The sequence below is a fragment of the Pedobacter gandavensis genome, from assembly GCF_014172405.1.
Lineage (GTDB): Bacteria > Bacteroidota > Bacteroidia > Sphingobacteriales > Sphingobacteriaceae > Pedobacter > Pedobacter gandavensis.
The window spans coordinates 102,877-122,503 of the sequence record NZ_WNXC01000011.1; the positions used below are offsets into that span (position 1 = coordinate 102,877).

General features: G+C 39.5%; 18 protein-coding genes. 13 read left to right on the forward strand and 5 right to left on the reverse strand.

What is annotated here, in order from left to right:
- Positions 1–87: 87 nt before the first annotated feature.
- Positions 88–1,905 carry an aryl-sulfate sulfotransferase gene (locus GM920_RS22725; protein ID WP_182961691.1) on the forward strand — a complete coding sequence of 606 codons (1,818 nt, stop codon included), beginning with the start codon at positions 88–90 and terminating at the stop codon, positions 1,903–1,905.
- Between the two features lie 113 nt (positions 1,906–2,018).
- Here GM920_RS22725 and GM920_RS22730 read toward each other — a convergent pair whose 3' ends face one another.
- Positions 2,019–2,981, reverse strand: a complete 963-nt coding sequence (locus GM920_RS22730) for an SAM-dependent methyltransferase (protein WP_182961692.1) — start codon at positions 2,979–2,981, stop codon at positions 2,019–2,021.
- Between the two features lie 70 nt (positions 2,982–3,051).
- On the opposite strand from GM920_RS22730, the gene GM920_RS22735 reads away from it, so the two are divergent.
- The 5 genes from GM920_RS22735 (at position 3,052) to GM920_RS22755 (ending at position 11,410) form a co-directional block, all read left to right on the forward strand.
- On the forward strand, positions 3,052–3,858 hold the full coding sequence (locus tag GM920_RS22735) for a glutaminyl-peptide cyclotransferase (protein WP_182961693.1): 807 nt from the start codon (positions 3,052–3,054) through the stop codon (positions 3,856–3,858).
- Positions 3,859–3,868: 10 nt separating this feature from the next.
- Positions 3,869–4,663: a class D beta-lactamase gene (gene blaOXA / locus GM920_RS22740; protein ID WP_182961694.1), complete on the forward strand. Its 795-nt coding sequence runs from the start codon at positions 3,869–3,871 to the stop codon at positions 4,661–4,663.
- A gap of 331 nt (positions 4,664–4,994) precedes the next feature.
- Positions 4,995–8,228 (forward strand): SusC/RagA family TonB-linked outer membrane protein, encoded by a 3,234-nt coding sequence (locus GM920_RS22745; RefSeq protein WP_182961695.1) that lies wholly within the window; start codon positions 4,995–4,997, stop codon positions 8,226–8,228.
- Positions 8,229–8,246: 18 nt separating this feature from the next.
- On the forward strand, positions 8,247–9,950 hold the full coding sequence (locus GM920_RS22750) for a RagB/SusD family nutrient uptake outer membrane protein (RefSeq protein WP_182961696.1): 1,704 nt from the start codon (positions 8,247–8,249) through the stop codon (positions 9,948–9,950).
- A 143-nt stretch (positions 9,951–10,093) separates the two neighbouring features.
- Positions 10,094–11,410 carry an alpha/beta fold hydrolase gene (locus tag GM920_RS22755; protein WP_182961697.1) on the forward strand — a complete coding sequence of 439 codons (1,317 nt, stop codon included), beginning with the start codon at positions 10,094–10,096 and terminating at the stop codon, positions 11,408–11,410.
- Between the two features lie 98 nt (positions 11,411–11,508).
- Here GM920_RS22755 and GM920_RS22760 read toward each other — a convergent pair whose 3' ends face one another.
- From GM920_RS22760 to GM920_RS22775, 4 genes are all read right to left on the reverse strand, one after another.
- Entirely contained in the window at positions 11,509–11,907 is a 399-nt protein-coding gene (locus GM920_RS22760) for a hypothetical protein (RefSeq protein WP_182961698.1), read from the reverse strand.
- Positions 11,908–11,986: 79 nt separating this feature from the next.
- Positions 11,987–12,346: a hypothetical protein gene (locus GM920_RS22765; protein ID WP_182961699.1), complete on the reverse strand. Its 360-nt coding sequence runs from the start codon at positions 12,344–12,346 to the stop codon at positions 11,987–11,989.
- Positions 12,343–13,113 carry a hypothetical protein gene (locus GM920_RS22770; protein WP_182961700.1) on the reverse strand — a complete coding sequence of 257 codons (771 nt, stop codon included), beginning with the start codon at positions 13,111–13,113 and terminating at the stop codon, positions 12,343–12,345. Before GM920_RS22770 ends, GM920_RS22765 begins: the two co-directional genes overlap by 4 nt.
- Before the next feature lie 42 nt (positions 13,114–13,155).
- Positions 13,156–13,818: a hypothetical protein gene (locus GM920_RS22775; protein WP_182961701.1), complete on the reverse strand. Its 663-nt coding sequence runs from the start codon at positions 13,816–13,818 to the stop codon at positions 13,156–13,158.
- Positions 13,819–13,962: 144 nt separating this feature from the next.
- Here GM920_RS22775 and GM920_RS22780 point away from each other — a divergent pair, with 144 nt between their 5' ends.
- From GM920_RS22780 to GM920_RS22810, 7 genes are all read left to right on the forward strand, one after another.
- Complete coding sequence (locus tag GM920_RS22780; RefSeq protein ID WP_182961702.1) at positions 13,963–14,184, forward strand: helix-turn-helix domain-containing protein; 222 nt, start codon at positions 13,963–13,965, stop codon at positions 14,182–14,184.
- 111 nt (positions 14,185–14,295) lie between these two features.
- Entirely contained in the window at positions 14,296–14,658 is a 363-nt protein-coding gene (locus GM920_RS22785; protein ID WP_182961703.1) for a response regulator transcription factor, read from the forward strand.
- 421 nt (positions 14,659–15,079) lie between these two features.
- A complete protein-coding gene (locus tag GM920_RS22790; RefSeq protein WP_182961704.1) occupies positions 15,080–15,577 on the forward strand; it encodes a cupin domain-containing protein in 498 nt (165 codons plus the stop codon).
- A gap of 118 nt (positions 15,578–15,695) precedes the next feature.
- On the forward strand, positions 15,696–16,424 hold the full coding sequence (locus tag GM920_RS22795) for an acyl-CoA desaturase (RefSeq protein WP_182961705.1): 729 nt from the start codon (positions 15,696–15,698) through the stop codon (positions 16,422–16,424).
- Between the two features lie 11 nt (positions 16,425–16,435).
- Positions 16,436–17,236, forward strand: a complete 801-nt coding sequence (locus GM920_RS22800) for a DUF1295 domain-containing protein (protein ID WP_182961706.1) — start codon at positions 16,436–16,438, stop codon at positions 17,234–17,236.
- 101 nt (positions 17,237–17,337) lie between these two features.
- Positions 17,338–18,369 carry an SAM-dependent methyltransferase gene (locus tag GM920_RS22805; protein WP_182961707.1) on the forward strand — a complete coding sequence of 344 codons (1,032 nt, stop codon included), beginning with the start codon at positions 17,338–17,340 and terminating at the stop codon, positions 18,367–18,369.
- Entirely contained in the window at positions 18,369–19,613 is a 1,245-nt protein-coding gene (locus GM920_RS22810; RefSeq protein ID WP_182961708.1) for an NAD(P)/FAD-dependent oxidoreductase, read from the forward strand. The genes GM920_RS22805 and GM920_RS22810 overlap by 1 nt, the downstream gene beginning before the upstream one ends.
- Positions 19,614–19,627 lie beyond the last annotated feature (14 nt).

A 19,627-nucleotide genomic window follows, 5' to 3' on the forward strand; every position in this document is an offset into this window, starting at 1 on the left:
TGCCGGGATTAGCAATTTTGAATAAAATGTAATTCACCATAAGAGGTGGGGAGATTTAGATTTTCCCACCTTCTTAATTTAAAAATTATGATTGGGAAAAGAGTTTTTTTTGGTTTGAAAACAGGCTTGCTAGGTTTCGCATTTCTGTTTTTTATAGCTTGTAAGAAAGATAAGCTGGAACTACCTGCTGCAGGTATTGAGTTCCAAAATTCACTGGAAAACATGGTGAATCACGGTGTTTTACTACAGAGCTACGTCAAAGAGAATGAAAACTATGTTTTTCATTTTGAGACAGGTGATATCTCCGTTCCACAGGCCTTACTCTTAAATATTCAAGAGCAACCTGATCTCTGGAAAACAGTGGTCAATTTTAAAGATAAAACCAGTTTTTCCTTGCTTTCAAAAGGGAATTCGCTGGATTTTATCGTTAAAGACAAGGAATTAAATCCATCCGGGTACAACCCTTTATCTGCCACAGTAGAAGTGTTATTGCCAGGTAGAGGAAGGGTGGAGGTGATTGTGGAAGGTAAACCTGGTACAACAGGTACAATTAAACATTTATTAACGGCCTCAAATCCCAGACAAGTCATTCCCGTACTGGGACTGTATGCCGATTACAATAATCAGGTAGATCTTGTTTTTACAGATATGGAGGGTAAGGAGCGTGGACGTACCCATATTCAAATAAAAACAGCCGCCCTTGACGTTAAAGCTTTTCCAACTTTCCAAACTATTGTAGCGCAAAAAGATAAAATGGAGCCTGGATTTAACCTGGTCAGCTACCCCGGAGAAAGTGAACTAGATGTTTCTTGCCCTTATATGCTCGATGCTGAAGGGGAAGTGCGTTGGATATTGTTGTTAAAAGCTTCGCCAAAGTTGCAAAGATTTGCGGCTTCAATTGGGTTAAAACGGATGAAAAATGGAAATTTCCTTAGCGGAGATGGACAGGGAAGCCGTATTGTAGAAATAGATATGTTTGGTAATCTGGTTAAGGAATGGGATTTGTTGAAATTGGGCTATACCTTTCATCATGAGGTAACTGAAGCGGCTAATGGCAATTACCTGATTACAGTTTCTAAATCTGCAGCACGTTTGCGGAATGGAAAACCACGAATTAACGACCATATTATAGAATTAAATCCATTATCTGGTGTAGTTGAGAAAGAATGGGATTTAGCCAATATGTTAGATAGCTCCCGTTACGATCATGGAGCTGATCAGGCAGGGATAAATTATTCGCAAACCGCAGGGAATTGGGCTCATAATAATTCCATCGCAGCAATGGGAAATGATTTTCTCGCTACAGTTCGTTTTCAAGGAATCATGTCTTTTACAAGGGGCGGAGCCGTGAAATGGGTCATCTCTCCGCATAAAGGCTGGAGCAGCGGCTATCAGCAATTATTATTGTCACCTGTAGATGGGCAAGGCAAATTAATTACAGACGAAAAGGTGATTTCCGGGGAGACTGCTCATCCTGATTTTGACTGGTCATGGGGCATGCATACTCCTGTGTTGATGCCCAACGGTAATATCCTTGTTTTTGATAATGGATATAACCGTCATTTTAAGGATCAAACGCTGGGTAGTTCCGGTGGTTATAGTAGGATTGTAGAGTACAAGGTGGATGAAGCAAAGAAAACAGTTCAGCAGGTTTGGGCTTACGGAGAAAGCAGGGGCGCGAATGGTTTTTCTGCAGCGCTTTCTGGTGTGCAGTATTTATCGCAAACAGGTCATGTGATGTTCTGCCCTGGTATGGGAGTTAAAACCAACAAAGGTTTAGGAGGGCGGATTGTAGAGCTCGATCCTAAAACAAAGGAGGTGATTTATGACCTGGAAATTACCGCGCCAAGTGTTTCCGCTTTTCACCGCGTGACAAGGATGTCCATTTATCCAGATAATATGTAATTGTTTTATGGTATAAAAAAACGGTCTTTAAATAAGTTGTTATTCGTAACAGACATGGTCTCATTTATAATTGAGACCATGTCTTTCTATTTTTGGAAAAGATAGACATCCTGTTAAGGAAGCCAGTGGTATTTAAATCCCGGTACCTTACCCATATGGTAGTCGAAATTGATGGTACGACCTGCAAAATCCATCGCATTGCCTATAACTAGCGGGATATTTAAGCTACAGTCATAAATTTTAAGACGTTCATCAGCAAAAGTGGTGATTTCAGTAAGGAGTTGGAGCGAATGTTCTTTAAGAATGTTCTTTGGGATCTGTATAGATACTTGTTCATGAACTTTACAATCTGCTCTGCCAATGGAGTAAACATCTCCCAGATGGATTCTTTCTGGTATCAGATCCCATTGTGTTAATCGCGCGCTTTCCTGTTGTTTATTTAACAACTGAGCGGAAACGGTAATGTTCTCCGGAATGAAAAGGGCCTTCTCTTGCATTTGAGGAATCAGGTTCAACATGATTGCTACCTGAGGTTCTTTTTTTAATGCATTTAACATGGTTTCAGATATGACCAGATGTATGGCTTGGTCTGTTGGGAATTTATATTGTGTCGCATCAGCACAAATCCATTCTGCTACATACATTTCAATATCCAACGCTTTATATAATTTCTTTGATGCAGCTAATGAGCGTTCGTTAATGTCCAATAGATGAAACTGGACTTCTTCAGGGCTAAATAGTGTGGTAAATGGGGTCACTAAAGTAGCATAAGGTCCACAACCGGCATAAAGGATATGTAATTGCTGATTGGGGAAAGACTGCTGAAGTTTTAAAATGGCCTTATAAATACCACGAATAAAGACCGCAGTTCTTTGAATTTCTAACAGACAATGTGCCGCTCCCGTAGGTGAAATGGCTTTTCCGGAAGGTAAAAGTATGTCCGTGTCGTTCATGTCTCCCGCTGAAATTGAGGTATGAGAAGCATATAATCGATGTAATTCATGAAGATTATCGTAGATATCTTTAAAGTTTTTGGGTTTGAATAATAAGGTTTGAGTGGACTTTTTTAAGATCATGTGGCGCTATATTTGATTTGAAATTACACAAAAAGAGCTTACGTTATTAATTATCTATATCTTTCCTATTATGAGACGAACATTCAGCTGTTGCTTATTTATCGTGGTGATCCTCGGTTGCCGGAATAATCAGCAAAGGGAGGCTAGCCAAAATGAAGGAGTGCCTTTCATCAACCATTATGTGACCAATAATTTTCCACATGATACGACCTTATTTACGGAGGGTTTTTTATTTCATGCCGGACGGTTAACGGAGAGCACGGGTGCTCCGCTTGAACTTCAAAATACACGTTCTTTAATTGGGGTCCAAAATTTGGAAACAGGGAAGTTGGAAATCAAAATAGAGCTGGATAAGGCAAAATATTTCGGAGAAGGAATTGCCATTTTGAATGGGAAATTATACCAGCTGACCTATAAGAACCAGTTGGGATTTATTTATGACGCCACAACATTTAAAAAGATCTCGGAGTTTAAATATGCAAATTTGGAAGGTTGGGGTATGACTACCGATGACAAAAGCTTGATCATGAGTGATGGGACTGATAATTTAACTTACATCAGTCCAAATACGATGTCGCCATTAAAGACCATTTCTGTAACAGAGGATGGGCAGCCAGTTATGCATCTTAATGAGCTGGAATTTATTAAAGGCTATATCTATGCAAATGTTTATGGTACCAATTTTATCCTAAAAATTGATCCTACCAATGGTGATGTGGTTGGTAAATTAGACTTGAGAAAGGTTTTTACCTCCGAGAAAAACATGAATCCTGGTGCTTTGGAAATGAATGGGATCGCTTATGACCCAATTGCCGATAAGGTGTACATCACCGGTAAATTATGGGCACATATCTATGAAATTGATTTCAATAAATAACTCAGCCCATATGAAAATTTATACGCTGTTCTTCTTTATGGTCTTGACAAGGGTGTCTAATCTGTATGCTCAGGAGGAAAGAAAAGACTTTAAACCATTCTATGACCAATATCAGGTAAAAGGGACTTTCGTTTTATACGACCAGAAAAATGACCGATACCTTTATTATAATAAGGAAGCGTCAAATAAAAGCTATTTGCCAGCCTCCACATTTAAAATCTGTAACTCTTTAATTGCCCTGGAGACTGCCGTCTTGAAGGATGAATATGAGATTTTGAAATGGGACAAAGAACAGCGTAGGGTTCCGGAATGGAATGCAGATACGGATATGAAGCAGGCATTTAAAAATTCTACGGTTTGGTTTTATCAGGATGTAGCGAAAAAGATTGGGGAAGAAAGAATGAAATACTGGCTCCATAAATTAAAGTATGGCAATGAGGATGCTTCTGGTGGGATCAATGGTTTTTGGCTTTGGGGAGGATTGAGGATAACACCGATGCAGCAGATTGATTTTTTAAGAAGGTTAGCGGGGAATGCACTACCACTTTCCCAACGTACCATGGATATCGTGAAGGGAATTATGATATCGAAAGATAGAGATGGTTTTGTAACTCGAGGAAAGACGGGTGCTGGGAAGCAAGATGGTGCTTACCTGGGCTGGTATGTGGGCTATGTAACCACGAAGGATAATGTTTTTTATTTTGCGAATTTTATTCAAACAGAAAGTAGAACCGATGATTTCGAATCTTCGAGAATCGAGATTACCAATCGGATTTTGGAAAAACTAGGTGTTTTCAATAAATAATAAACAAGGATCTTTTGTGTAAGAAAATGATTTTGATTTAAAACGAGAATTTGGATTAAAATTAAACCCTAATAGCGTATTTATCGTGATGCCCTTCCTTTGGAAGGGCATTTTCATTTAAAAGTAAAAATTTTGTAAAATAAATATCAGTAAGTCCTTGTGTATTAATTACACTATGATTATATTGGATTAATGGTATTTTTATAAACGTGCCAAAATACCGGAAGAGAATGCCAAAATCACATATTATAACCCTAAAATTTAAACCCTAAAGCCTATGTAATGTAACCCTAACTAACCACACTTATTAACTATCCTAACCAAATATTTTATGCTTAAAAACACACCAAATCTCAAAAAGAGGTCTCTCTTTTTGCTGGCTTGCTTGTTCCTAACTTTTGGAGCTGCCGCGCAAGTCAAAGTCACCGGTAAGGTTACCAGCAGTGACGACAAATTACCAATTATCGGTGCTACAGTAAAAGTCAAGAACACCAACCAAGGGACACTGACAGATCCCAATGGTGCATTTGCCATCAATGTCAAACCCACAGATATCCTGACCGTCTCTTTCTTAGGATATATTACCAAACAAATTACTGTAGGTAATCAAACGAACATCAATATTGTATTAAGTCCTGATGCCAGCGATCTGAACGAGGTCGTAGTAACAGGTTATACCAGTCAGCGTAAAAAAGACCTGACCGGTGCAGTTTCCGTAGTAAACATTGCACAATTAAAAGAACAACCTGCAGCAAGTGCAGTGGAAGCTTTACAAGGTAAAGCCCCAGGTGTTCAGATTGTAAATGACGGTGCACCAGGGTCAACCCCTCAAATCCGTATCCGTGGTATAACTACGATCGGTAATAATGACCCTTTGTATGTGATTGACGGAGTGCCTTATGAAGGAAAACTCAGTTGGTTAAATCAGAATGACATAGAATCGATGCAGGTATTAAAGGATGCATCTTCTGCTTCAATTTATGGTTCAAGAGCAAATAATGGGGTAGTGATCATTACCACTAAAAAAGGAGTAATGGGTCCGCCACGTATCACATTTGATACTTATTATGGTTCTCAAGTGCCTAGAAAGGGAACGTTCCCAAAAATGTTGACTCCGATTCAGTATGCTAATTATATGTTTGACGCCTACAGAAATGCTGGGTTACCACCAGCAGCTGGTGCAAACTATGGCACTGGTGCAACGCCAACACTGCCGGAATATTTGGTAGCGGGAGGTGTTTATGGACAGCTGATTACTGCTGCAGATGCTGATCCTTCTAAATATAATTATAGCAGAGATCCGGCAACCTTCTATCAAATCACGAAAGCCAATCAGGAAGGTACCAATTGGTTTGATGAGATCACTAAAACTGCACCCATACAAAACTATCAGTTAAGTGCAGCAGGTGGTGGTGAAAATGCCATTTATAGTTTCGCCGCAGGATACCTTAACCAACAGGGAACCATCAAATACACAGGCTTTAAACGTTATAATGTTCGTGCAAATACCAGCTTTACTGCACTGGATAAAAAACTCCGCTTTGGAGAGAACTTGCAGTATTCCTATTCTGAAGGTTTTGGTGTTGGTGTAAACCCGAATGTTTCAGGCGAGTATCAGGATGAAGGAAGTCCGATTGGCTGGGCTTACCGGATGAATAACATTGTTCCTGTTTACGACATCAAGGGGAATTTCGCAGGAACCAAAGGTAGTCAGCTGGGCAACTCAGAAAACCCATTAGCTACCTTATTCCGTGGCAAGGATAACGTGAATAAAAGCAATTTCTTCTTCGGGAATCTTTTCGCTGAATTGGACCTGGCTCCAGGCCTGACCGCTAAAACAAGTTTTGGCGTTCGCTATGAGAATTATAACGGCTTAACCATGAGGTATCCCAATTTGGAATTCTCAGAAGGTAATAATTCAAATAATCTGGGCGAGTATCAAGGCTATACCAGTGAATGGACCTGGACAAATACCTTGGTTTATAACAAGATATTTGCTGAAAAACATCGTTTAAACCTCTTATTGGGTACAGAAGCCATCAACAATAGAAACCGACAGTTAAATGCCGGACGTAATGATTTCTTCCTTCTAGGGGATATGGATTATTATTACCTGAATGTGGGTACTTCTAACATTAGCAACGCGAGTGTAGGAACTGTAGGTAGTTTGTTCTCCCTTTTTGGACGTGCAGATTACGCTTATAACGACCGTTACCTGGCCAGTGTTACCTTACGTAGAGATGGTTCTTCTAACTTCGGGCCTCAACATAAATACGGTTATTTCCCAGCAGGAAGTGTTGCCTGGAGACTTTCTGAAGAAGGATTTATGAAAGGTAAAGTGAAATGGATTGAGGATTTAAAATTAAGAGTGGGTTACGGAGAAACCGGAAATCAACGAATTACAAATAATCAATACCTGAATAGATTCCAGTCTTCATTAATTAGTTCTGCTTATGGTCTGGATGGCGGTAATAAAGTGATCACAGGAGTATGGCAAAATGCTTATGCAAATCCAGCTATTAAATGGGAGTCTTTAAGCTCTTTAAACGTTGGTTTAGACTTCAGTTTGTTTAAATCTGTAATTGATGGATCTGTGGATTGGTACAACAAGAAAACCAGCGATATGCTTTTTCCAGTACCATTGCCTGCCACCGCTGTAGGTATGGGGGCTTCTCCATTTGTAAATGCAGGAGATATGAGCAACAAAGGTGTCGAGTTTAACTTGGCGTATCATTACGGAAAAATCGACAACAAGCCTTTTAAATTTGATGTAGGTGTGAATTTCTCGAAAAACACCAATAAAATTGTGAAACTGGCTCCTGGTATTAACGAGCAATTATATGGTAATTTCAGAAGTATAACCACCAGTATCCTTAAAGCAGGTCAACCATTTGGTTCTTTTTATGGCTATGACATGGTTGGTATTTACCAAAGTACTGCAGATGTTACCGGAAGTCCTTCTTACACAGGTGCCAGAGTTGGTGGTTTAAAATACAGAGATGTGAATGGAGACGGAAAGATTACTCCTGATGACCGAACCATTATTGGAAATCCAAACCCGGATTTTCTTTATTCTTTGAGCTTCAATGCCTCGTATAAAAATTTCGACATCTCTATGTTCTTTAATGGAGTGCAAGGAATTGACCTATATGAAGCTACCAGGTATTTTACGGACTTCTCTACCTTTACCGGTGCCAAAAGCGTTAGAATGTTAGACGCCTGGAGTCCTACCAATACCGGAAGCAAAATTCCATCACCAAATATCAATGCCAGTGATTTTGAATATGCTTCCTCGAGCTATTACGTGCAGAATGGTAGTTATTTACGTATGAAAAATCTTCAAATTGGCTACTCGCTACCTGTTGAAAAAGTATTCGGACCAAAATGGGGCGTAAGCAAATTTAGAATTTATGCAAGTGCAACGAATCTGTTTACCATTACCAAGTACAAAGGACTTGACCCGGAAGTAAGTCAGGAAACAGAAACTTATTCTGCACTAGGTGTGGATAGGGGGATTTATCCAAGTCCACGTCAGTTCCTGTTGGGTTTAAGTGTAGGCTTTTAATGATTAAATGAGAAACGTATGAAAAAGATTAATTACATCATATTCGCAATATGTATGATTACTGCAGCAAGTTGTAGTAAGTCATTTTTAGATAAGAATCCCCAGGGGGAGTTGATTGTCCCTCAATTGACGACACAAGATGGCGTGGAAGCAACATTGACTGGCGCATATGGGCTTTTAAATGGAAATACGAACGGTACCTGGGGTAATTATGGCGCCGCACCGAGTCAGTGGTTATTGGGGGAAGTTACCTCCGATAATGCACACAAAGGAAGTGAAAACGGAGATCAACCCAATATGAATTTATTGGAAAGACATGCACCAACCAGTACCAATGATAACTTGGAAAACCTTTGGAACCGTTGTTTTGAAGGGATTCTTCGTTGTAACAATACCTTAAAGATACTGGCATTGGTACAGGGAACAGACAAAAAATTCCCTGATGCCAGAGCTAAGGAAATTACTGCTGAGGCCAGGTTGTTACGCGCACATTATAACTTTTTCTTAGTGAGGGCTTTTAAGAATGTCCCATTGATTACTGAGGCAACCACAGAGCCAGCAGTAGACAATATGAAGGATATTTATCCGGCTATTGTTGAGGACTTGAAGTTTGCAGTAGCCAATCTTACTCCCGCCTTCCCTAAAGGACAAATAGGTCGTGTCAATCAAATCGCTGCAAAGGCTTATTTAGGAAAGGTATATTTGTATCAAAAGAAATATCTTGATGCCTTGCCTTTGTTTAATGACGTAATGGCTTCCAGACCGGGTATTGAAACGATTCCTTACACGGATAATTTTGACGTGACCAAGGAAAATGGTCCTGAAGCTGTATTTGCGGTGCAAAATTCTGTAGGTACCGATGGATCTGGTGGAGATAATGGTAATGTGGGCGATATGCTTAACTTCCCTTACAATAGTAGTCTACCCATCACTTGCTGCGGTTTCTTCCAGCCTTCTATAGATTTGGCGAATTCCTTTAAAGTGACTGCAGCTGGTCTACCATATCTGGATGGCTCTTATACAACTAATCCGTATGTATCTGATCGTGGAGTTGCCGATAAGGCTGGCTATAAGTTGGATGTTACTATTCCTTTAGACCCACGTATAGACTATACCATGGGTAGAAGAGGAGTACCATTTTCGGACTGGGGTACGATGGCAGGTGATGCCTGGATCAGGGATGCCTCTAATGGTGGACCTTTCCTGGCTTTAAAAAATGTGGTTAAAGCTTCAGAAATATCTGGTTTTACTGCTCCAGGGAACACAAATATTACGGCCTTAAATATTAATATTATTCGTCTTGCAGATGTCTATCTGATGGCTGCAGAATGTGAAGTGGAAGCCGGAAGTCTGCCAAATGCACTTGCTTTAGTCAATAGGATTAGAGATAGGGCTTCTAAATTGCCTAAAAAACAAGTAGGTGGTGTAGATGTTGCAGCATATCGTGTAAGTCCTTATCTTACTTTTCCAGACCAGGCATATGGACGTAACGCAGTGCGTTTCGAACGTCGTATGGAGCTTTCTCTGGAAGGTCATCGTTTTTATGATCTGGTACGATGGGGAATCTTGAAACAAAGAATGAGTGATTATTTCACCTTCGAAGGAGGGTATTTCAATTATCTAAAAGGTATTGTGCTGGCAGATAAAGATGAATACTTCCCAATTCCTCAGACTCAAATTGACCGTAGTAAAGGAATATTGAAACAAAATCTAGGGTATTAACCAATTGATTTTTTGCTGAAATCGGGTGTCCATGAAGAATGGATACCCGATTTTTTTTTGAATTAGAAATCCAGAAAAGGGAATCAAATAATGCTAACTTTGGTTTAGGACCACATTAAACAAAACACAATCCTTAAAATTAGATGAAGAAAGTTATTTTATTATTTTTTGCCCTGTTGATCTCGGTTGCCGGGTTTTCACAAGGCATATTGACACTGTTTGCCCGCTCAGATGAATTTATGAAGGCGATGGAACAGGAAAAGTTTACTGAAGCACACGGCTTTTTCGATGTGAGTGTGCAGACGAAGATCTCTCCGGAAAACTTGCAAACAATATGGGGGACATTGACCACAAATTATGGGAAATATATCGGAATGGACGTCGTGCAAAGTAAATCCGAAGGGGAGTATTTCACCGTTTCAGTAAATGCAGAATTTGAAAAAGATACACAGGGATTTTTACTGGTTTTCAATAAAAGTGATAAGTTAGTCGGTCTGTTCCCAAGACAATTGAATAAAGTTGCTGCCTATGTAAGGCCAGCTTATGTGGATACCGCCGCTTATAAAGAAAAGGAAATCTATGTGAAAACGCCCGGACATAGTTTGGTGGGTTTATTAACCACACCTGCTAAAGGCAGTAATTTCCCAATCGTAGTGTTGTTACACGGCTCTGGTCCAAGCGATATGGATGAAACTGTTGGCCCTAATAAGCCACTTAAAGACCTGGCAGGAGGTTTAGCGAGTAAAGGAATTGCCAGCATCCGTTATGTGAAAAGAACATTGGCCTATGCAGGCGACTTTAATAAAGTGTTTACCGTTAAAGAAGAGGTTATGGACGATGCATTGGCTGCAATTGCATTAGCGAAAACCATTCCCGGTGTGGACAAGAGTAAGATCTTTGTATTCGGACATAGCATGGGTGGTATGTTGGCGCCAAAATTGGCTTTGCAGGCTCCAGAAATAAAAGGTATTGTGCTTGCCGCTGCACCAGCGAGGAAGTTAACAGACATCATCGAAGAACAGAATAGATATTCCGTTGAACAGGCTAAGGATACTACTGGTAACTTGCAGAAGCAATTGGAAGAAGTATTGAAACAAACCGCAAAAACCAGGATTACTACATTTGGAAATGTGAAACCTGATTCCTCATTATTGGGTTTGCCTGCCGCTTACTGGGTGGATTTAAATCAGTATGATCAAGTAGCAACGGCGAAAAAATTGAGCAAGCAAAAGATTTTTGTAGTTCAAGGCGCTTTTGATTTCCAGGTCTCTACACAAGATTTCGACCTATGGAAAGCTGCATTGGGCAAGAAAAGTAATGTTACCTTGAAATTGTACCCGGATTTAAACCATCTGTTTATTCCCCAAAAAGAAAAAGGAAATATGAGCCAGTATGGGATACCAGGCAGTGTTTCAGAATTGTTAGTGAATGATCTAGTAAATTGGATAAAAGCAAAATAAAGAAGGAGCGGAAGTAATTCTGATGAGTTTGAGGATGTAAAATAAGCGGTGTTTCTATACCTCCAATTTACATCCTCAAATCTTCTAACCCTGCCAAACTATGGGGTGGTTTTAGGACTCATTTTTTTTCCTCCTTTTTTCATGTGTTCCTTTTTTTCCATTTTCCAAGCTTCATACTTTTGCTTTTGAGGCTCAGTTAATTCGGCACTAATCTTAGCATCAGCTTCACTATGAATTTTCATCATTTCAGCTTTTTTCGCTTCTTTATCGCCCATTCCTTCTTTGTGTTCCTGAGCCATTGCCATCGACTCCTCTAAATAAATATCCTCTATCCTTTTTGCCTGATCTTTGTTCAGACTTAGTTTTTTGGATAACCGCTCCGCACTCATTTTTGCCCTTGCTTCAGGACTTTCCATTTTCTTATGTCCAGCATTCTGTGCCTGTGCAAACGTTATTATACTAAATAACAATCCGCAAACAATTAATAACTTTTTCATGTGATTTTAATTAGTTTTTGAAATCCATAGCATGTTATTTAACTACTTGCCAACCATAACATTCCGGCGGATGTTTTGTTTACTCCGCTCTTTTTTCCATAATATGCTGATGCCAGGCCTTCATGACTTCACGGCCAGCTATTTCTGCCTTTGCAGCATATTGGTGGCCAGCTTCCAGGTGGTTGAAGACCACTTCTGCCATTTGATTCATAAAGGGCTCGTGTTGCGGCATCTCTATTTCGATTTCCTTCCCTTGCAGGCCAATGTAATAGAGAAAGAATAACGTGGCCCAGCGTTCATCGCCGTCTGGCTGACTGTAATAAAAAGGGAAAGAAACCTGGTCAACGAATTTTTGAATCAGGGCTTGTGGCTCTACTTTAAAGAGGTCGCACAGTACAATAAAGTCTTCCGTAGCGTTAATGGTTACATTCATTTTCATAAAGCTTTAGTGGTTATTTGATTTTCTTGGGCACTGAGCAGCAACTGATAGTAATTGAAATAGAGCTCCTGATATTTTTGTACTCGTTTTTCATAACCTCTGATGATAAACACCCAGAGGTGCAACTCCTGGATCTGATCTATAAATTGCACCTGTAAATTTCTATGCGCATGAATAGCAGGTATTCCTTTACCTATATTTAAGGACTTGTAAAAAAAGCCCATCGCCTGGTTTTCGACGACCCTATTAAGTCCCAGATTAGCATGTGTGCTGGGTAATGATACTTGTGACATAAAGTGCTCCAGGTATTCTTCCGGACTACAGTGGTGGATTTCACAAAGTAGACAAAAGTCCATGCTGAGCTGTAATGTGATCTCCTCTTCCAGAAGTAAGCTGGTGTTTTGTGTTTTCGACCGCTCCATACTCCTGTAGATTTTTCTCACAATAGGCACACACATTTTTCTTTTCTTAGCTTGAGATTCTGGCGATTTAGAGGCAATCTTAATCACCTCCTGGATGTACTTTAAAATCGGTTCCCGATGTTTTAAAAGCGCAGGACTGTGCGCTCTGCGTATAGAAATGGAATAATTTAAGAGGGTATTTGTTGCAGATCGGTAGAGGTCATCAGATTTCTGGCTCATCGAATCATAAAATGAAACATGGTCTATGAAAAGCTGTAAGACTTCTCGAATAGACAAATTATAAGTTGCACAGGCAATTTTAAACTCCAATGGAATAGGAAGTAAGGAGGGGAGATTCGTCTTCATGGCTTGAGTTGTTTTAGGTCATCTTTATTTTAATCCCGTATTTCAGTCAAATACTTTTTCATACATGGAACCATGATCTTTAGACTTGATCCTTTTTAGCTTTGGAAAATCTTTCTTCTTTGTTAAGGTTAGTAAGGCTGCTTGAAGGTGCCTTGGTGCCAGGGTTTCTGATAAGGTATTGCGACATTCCTGATAGATTTGAAGGGGAGATTGGGGCTTGTAAAACATTTGACCCTCAAAAAGTACATTGAGTTTGGCAGTAACTTCTGCCGCGATTTGCTGCTCTGAAATTTTTGAATGGTTCTCCATCTTATTGTTTTCTACCAGGTGGAAAATGGGTATCTCCCTGCCATCTTTTTCAAACCGAATCATTTTAATTTCTGTTTTTATGGGATCGCTGGTTTTTAAAAGCTGATAGCTGCCCATGGTTTTTAGGTCCTCGAAATTTGAAATTAAACCAGTCAAGGATTTTTCCTCTACTGCCTGGCGAAAACAATGCATGTCTTCAAACGTAAAACCAATGCTGATTAATTCTTCCTTTTGTTTGATGTAATCAGTATGGTGTCCCATCAGAAAGGATACTTCTGAAGTACTATAGCCCTTAGCAATCCTTTTGATCATAAAGCTGTATAATAAGCCCACATTTACGGAGGAAAGTGTGGCTTTTGCGCTGATTACTGCCTGGTAGTTGTGCTTATTTTTCATACATAAGATTTATAAATCATACTTTATGTATTGATTATCTATACAAACTTATATATAATATGACTAATTAACTAATTCGTGTATGGATTATCTTTCTCATTTATATATTTATCTATACTTATTTTAAGAAAAACCATATTTATCATGACGAAATTGGGATATTATTTAGCAAAAAGATCCGTGAATAAATCGCAGATAGCTAAAAGAACAGGTTTAACAAGAGCAAGGATGAACGAGCTTACTTTAACGGAGACATCAAAACTAAGGGCAGAGGAACTTTACCTGATTGCATTGGCGATTAATGTTAATCCTTGTGATATGCTGGGTGATATTTGTGAAGGTTTAATGTTGGTCTCGGAAGGTTAATGGAATCTTTAATCAGTTTTTTGGATTTATGCTATGAATATAGCGTGTTTATAATATGTGGCAAAATTGTTGCTAGTAATTAGTCGAAGTTCAATTTAAAAATAATTTAATATGATCAAAAGAATACATGTGCTTGAAGATGATGAAGATATCAGGTATATCATTGGCGTTTTACTTAAAGATGAAGGATATGAATTGCAATTATCGTCTACTTTTTCAGAGCTAAAGGGAAAACTGAAAGATTCAGTACCTGATTTATTCATTTTGGATGTCATGTTGCCTGATGGAGATGGAGCAGAAATTTGTAAAGATTTGAAAACGGATATGTTTACCAAGCATATTCCGATTATTGTCATGTCAGCAAATGATAAAAATAAAGATTTAAGTATCGCTGCGGGAGCTGATGATTATGTGAGCAAACCTTTTGATATTGACTATATCGTGAAAAGAATTAAAAAGCTTTTGGTAAATTAAACTGCCTTAAGCATAAAAAAAAACGGCCTTCAATAGTTTAACTATTGGAGGCCGTTTTTTTATATAGCCAAGCTATAAAATAGAAACAGGGATAAACCTTGGAGAGGTATCCCTGTTAATTGATGGTTGGCCCACCACAGACCAACCTAAACCAAACAAACTACGACTATAACGGATTTAATTCTGTGAAAGTTTCAGCTATTTGAAATTAAACATTTCTATGACAAACTCTTTTCGTTATCCTATTAAGCGCGGTCATGTAACACCCTGAAGCTTTGTGAAAAATAAGCGGCCGATATTCTTTTTTTTTATTCGACTTTAATTCCTTGTCTATTGAAATACAGTAGGTTGTGTTAATCCTATGCGCTGGCACTTATTTTACCTTGATATATATTATATTTGGCGTAAATACGAGAATAAAATGTCAGATCAGAAAAAAGAAATATTTGATGGCGTAGCGCAACGCTTAAAAATTGAAGGATTTAATGTGGTTAATCGTGATGAAAGCCGTCCTTGGGGAGGTTTTTTCGTAATTGATGAAGACCAGGCACAACAATTTGCCAATGTTTATTTCGATGGATTAAATGTTGATGAACTGAAGATCTCAGGTAAACTGAGCCCTAAAATATTAATCGTTGCTCCTAACACACGTTTGTCGTGGCAGTATCACCACCGTCGTGCAGAAATCTGGAGAGTAGTGAATGGAACTGTTGGTGTGTGTACCAGCGATACCGATGAACAAGGTCCGGTGCAACAATTGACACCTGGTCAAACGATCAAGTTAAAACAAGGTGAAAGACACCGTTTAATTGGCTTGGACGATTGGGGTATTGTTTCTGAAATCTGGCAACATACGGATCCAACAAACCCATCTGACGAAAGCGATATTGTAAGAGTACAAGACGATTTTGGTAGATAAAACCGAATAGACACGATTTAATCCCGTATTGGTAAAACTTATACGGGATTTTTTTTGCTATTTTGCAGCCCAAACATCCGGACCTACCATAGGCCCGTAAGTACGTACACATACAAATATGATTATTTTAGTTTTTTTTCTTTTACATTGGTTCCTCTCCCTATTTTCGCAAACTTTCTTTTTACATCGTTATGCCTCGCATAAAATGTTTAAAATGAATGCCTTTTGGGAGAAGTTTTTTTATGCCATTACTTTCCTGTCGCAAGGCTCATCTTTCTTAAATCCCAGAGCATATGCAATCCTACATAGGATGCACCACGCTTTTAGTGATACAGAGAAGGATCCGCACTCTCCACATTTTGTTAAAGATGTATGGGGAATGATGATCAAAACCAAAAACATCTACCTGAATTACTCGAAGTATAATATTGAACCCGAAGAACAGTTTAGAGATAAGTATCCTTCCTGGCCTGTTATTGATAAAATTGGGGATTCCTGGATCACCAGGCTCGTGTTTATCAGTTTCTATATTTGGTTCTATGTTACATTTGCAACCGCTTGGTGGATGTTCCTGTTATTGCCAATCCATTTCTTAATGGGGCCAATTCATGGGGCTATTGTGAACTGGTGTGGACATAAGTATGGTTATTCCAACCATGATAATGACGATCACAGCAAGAACTCTTTGCCTTTAGATTTTCTAATGTTGGGAGAGTTGTTTCAAAATAATCACCACAAAAAACCGAATAACCCAAACTTCGCTTCGCGCTGGTTTGAATTTGATCCCACTTATCCACTCATGAAGGTGATGCACTGGCTGCACATCATTCGAATTAGAAAGGTCTAAAACACCATATTATGGCAACACCCTATCTCATCTTAATTTGTTTAGTAGCGTGTTGCCTGGTCATGGCACTGGTTTGGTACTGGGCCATTAAAATTAACAATGCCGGGGTAGTTGATGTCTTCTGGGCACTCAACTTTCCCCTAATTGCCATCCTCTTGTTTTTTCTCGCCGATGGATTTGAAGGTAGAAAACAGCTGATCTGCAGCATGGTTTTGATTGCCGGACTTCGCCTGGGGGCTCACCTATGGCAAAGGGTGATCGGCCACCTGGATGTAGAAGAAGGCCGTTATCAACAGCTTCGTAAAGAATGGGCGCCCCATGAAAATAGAAAGTTCTTCTGGTTTTTCCAGTTTCAAGCTTTCTCCAATGTCCTCCTTGCCATTCCTTTTTTTCTGATTGCCAGTAATCAGGATCCCAAAATACATGCTTTTGAATATCTCGGTATTGTCCTTTGGGGAATTGCCGTACTCGGTGAAGCCGCTGCTGACTGGCAACTGAGTCAGTTTAAAAATGAGCTATGTAATAAAGGAAAGGTTTGTCAGGTCGGACTGTGGAACTATTCCCGTCATCCCAATTACTTTTTCCAATTGCTCCTTTGGATAGCCTATTTTCTTTTTGCCATATCGGCCCCATGGGGATGGATCGCGATCAGTAGTCCGCTCATCATCGCTTACCTGCTCTTTAAGGTGACTGGCATTCCTGCTACAGAAGAACAGGCACTCCGCTCTAAAGGAGCCTTGTATCGCGAGTATCAGCAAAGTACGAGTGCATTCATTCCATGGTTTAAAAAGCAGGTTTCTGCTGAAAAATAAAAACCAATATCTCTTAAATAACGTATAGTAAAACTAGTAAGCGATGGGAATTGTTATTCAATTGTCGCGCGGTTTTTCCAATATTTATAATTAGAAGATACATGTGGTACGATAGCTTAATTGCGCAAAATAGATTACCAGATTTTATATTACGCATAGGAATTCGCAAACTGATCAAACAACGGCTGGAGGACGAAACGGTAGTAGATGTAGAGGCCCGTCAACATCGGCTAAACAAGCTGATTGCAAAACTGAAAACTGAGCCTATTGCCATCCATACCGAGGATGCAAACCACCAACATTATGAAGTGCCCACGGCTTTCTATCAATACTGTTTAGGTAAACATTTAAAATATTCCAGTGGATATTGGAGCCCAGGTGTAAGCTCAATTGATACTGCGGAACAGGATATGTTGGAACTAACCTGTAAGCGTGCAGAATTGAAAGATCGGCAGTATATTTTAGAGTTGGGCTGTGGATGGGGTTCTCTGACCTTGTTTATGGCAAAAAAATATCCGGAAAGTCACATTACGGCGCTCTCCAATTCTGCAACTCAAAAGGCTTTCATCGACCAGGCTGCAAAAGAAAGAAACCTAAATAACATCACGGTCATTACAGAAGACATCAATGTTTTTAATACGGAAACCCAGTTTGATCGGGTAGTGTCTGTAGAGATGTTTGAACACATGCGCAACTATCAACTGCTCATGAGCAAAATTTCCTCCTTTCTGAAAGCTGATGGCCGCCTGTTTGTCCACATCTTTAGCCATGAAAGGCTGGCCTATAAATTTGAGGTGAAAGATGAGACAGACTGGATGAGTAAGTACTTTTTTACCGGTGGAATTATGCCTTCCAATCATTTACTGCTTTACTTTAATGAACTGTTGGTGGTGGAAAAACAGTGGTTGGTTAACGGTACAAACTATGCTAAAACTGCGGAAGCATGGCTTAAAAATATGGACGCGCACAAAAGGGAAATTATGCCCATTTTCGAAGAAACCTACGGGGTTGATCAGGCACTGAAGTGGTGGGTATATTGGCGTTTATTTTACCTGTCATGCGCGGAGTTATTCGGTTATAAAGCCGGCAATGAATGGATGGTCAGTCATTACTTGTTTAAGAAAAAAAGCTGATGGAGAAAGTGGCTATTGTAGGAACCGGGATTGCTGGAATGGGCTGCGGTCATCTTCTTCAAGGTAAATACGACCTCAGTTTTTATGAAGAACAGGATTATATCGGTGGACATACCAATACTGTTACACTGGAAGAACCGGAGGGCCCAATATATATAGATACAGGGTTTATGGTGTTCAACCGGCAGACTTATCCCCAGCTTTGTAAATTATTTGATGAGATTAAAGCTCCGGTAAAAAAGACTGATATGTCTTTTAGCGTGCAATATCTGCCCGATAATTTAGAGTATAGTGGTTCCAGTATGAACCATATTTTTGCACAACGGAGGAATTTATTTAATCCTGCTTTTCTAAAAATGCTGATGCAAATCAACCGATTTAATAAAGAAAGTGTCAAGATTCTGGATCAACCGAAATATGAAAATTATTCCATTGGCAGGTATGTCAAAGATTTCGGTTATGGTCAGGATATGCTCTGGAAATACCTGATTCCCATGAGCTCCGCCGTCTGGTCTACACCCATGACACAAATTCTGGATTTTCCAGCAGTATCCTTGATCAGGTTTTTTAAAAACCATGGTTTTCTGGGACTGGATACGCAACATCAGTGGTATACGCTTCACAATGGAAGTCAGTCTTACCGGGAATTGTTGATCAAGCCGTTTAAAGATAAGATCCAGCTGCGTAAAAAAGTATTGGAAGTGTCTAGAATGGCGGATGGTAAAGTTAGTGTGTCAACTGCTGATGGGGGCCTGGAGATATTTGATCGGGTCATTCTGGCTTGCCATGCCGATCAGGCCTATCGTATGGTCAAGGATAAGTTTCCGGATGAAGTGCGTTTGCTTTCAAAGTTTAAATATCAACCTAATAAAGCAGTACTGCATACCGATTGTAATTTAATGCCTAAAAAGAAGCTGGCATGGAGCAGTTGGAATTATCGGGTGGAAAAGCAAGGAGAAATTTTGATGCCCAGCACAATCTATTGGATGAACCGCTTGCAAGACGTATCTAAGCGGCAGGATTATTTTGTTTCTATCAATCCTTCGGATTCGATTGATGAAAAGAAGATCATCAGGGAGATTGATTATGAACACCCCTTATTTGATGTTGCTGCGATGCAAGCGCAAGCTGAATTACCGCTACTGAATCGGAACGGTCCTATTTATTATTGTGGTAGCTATTTTAAATATGGGTTTCACGAAGATGCTTATGCAAGTGCAGTTGCACTTTGTGAAGGCTGGTGAAACACTTTACCCAA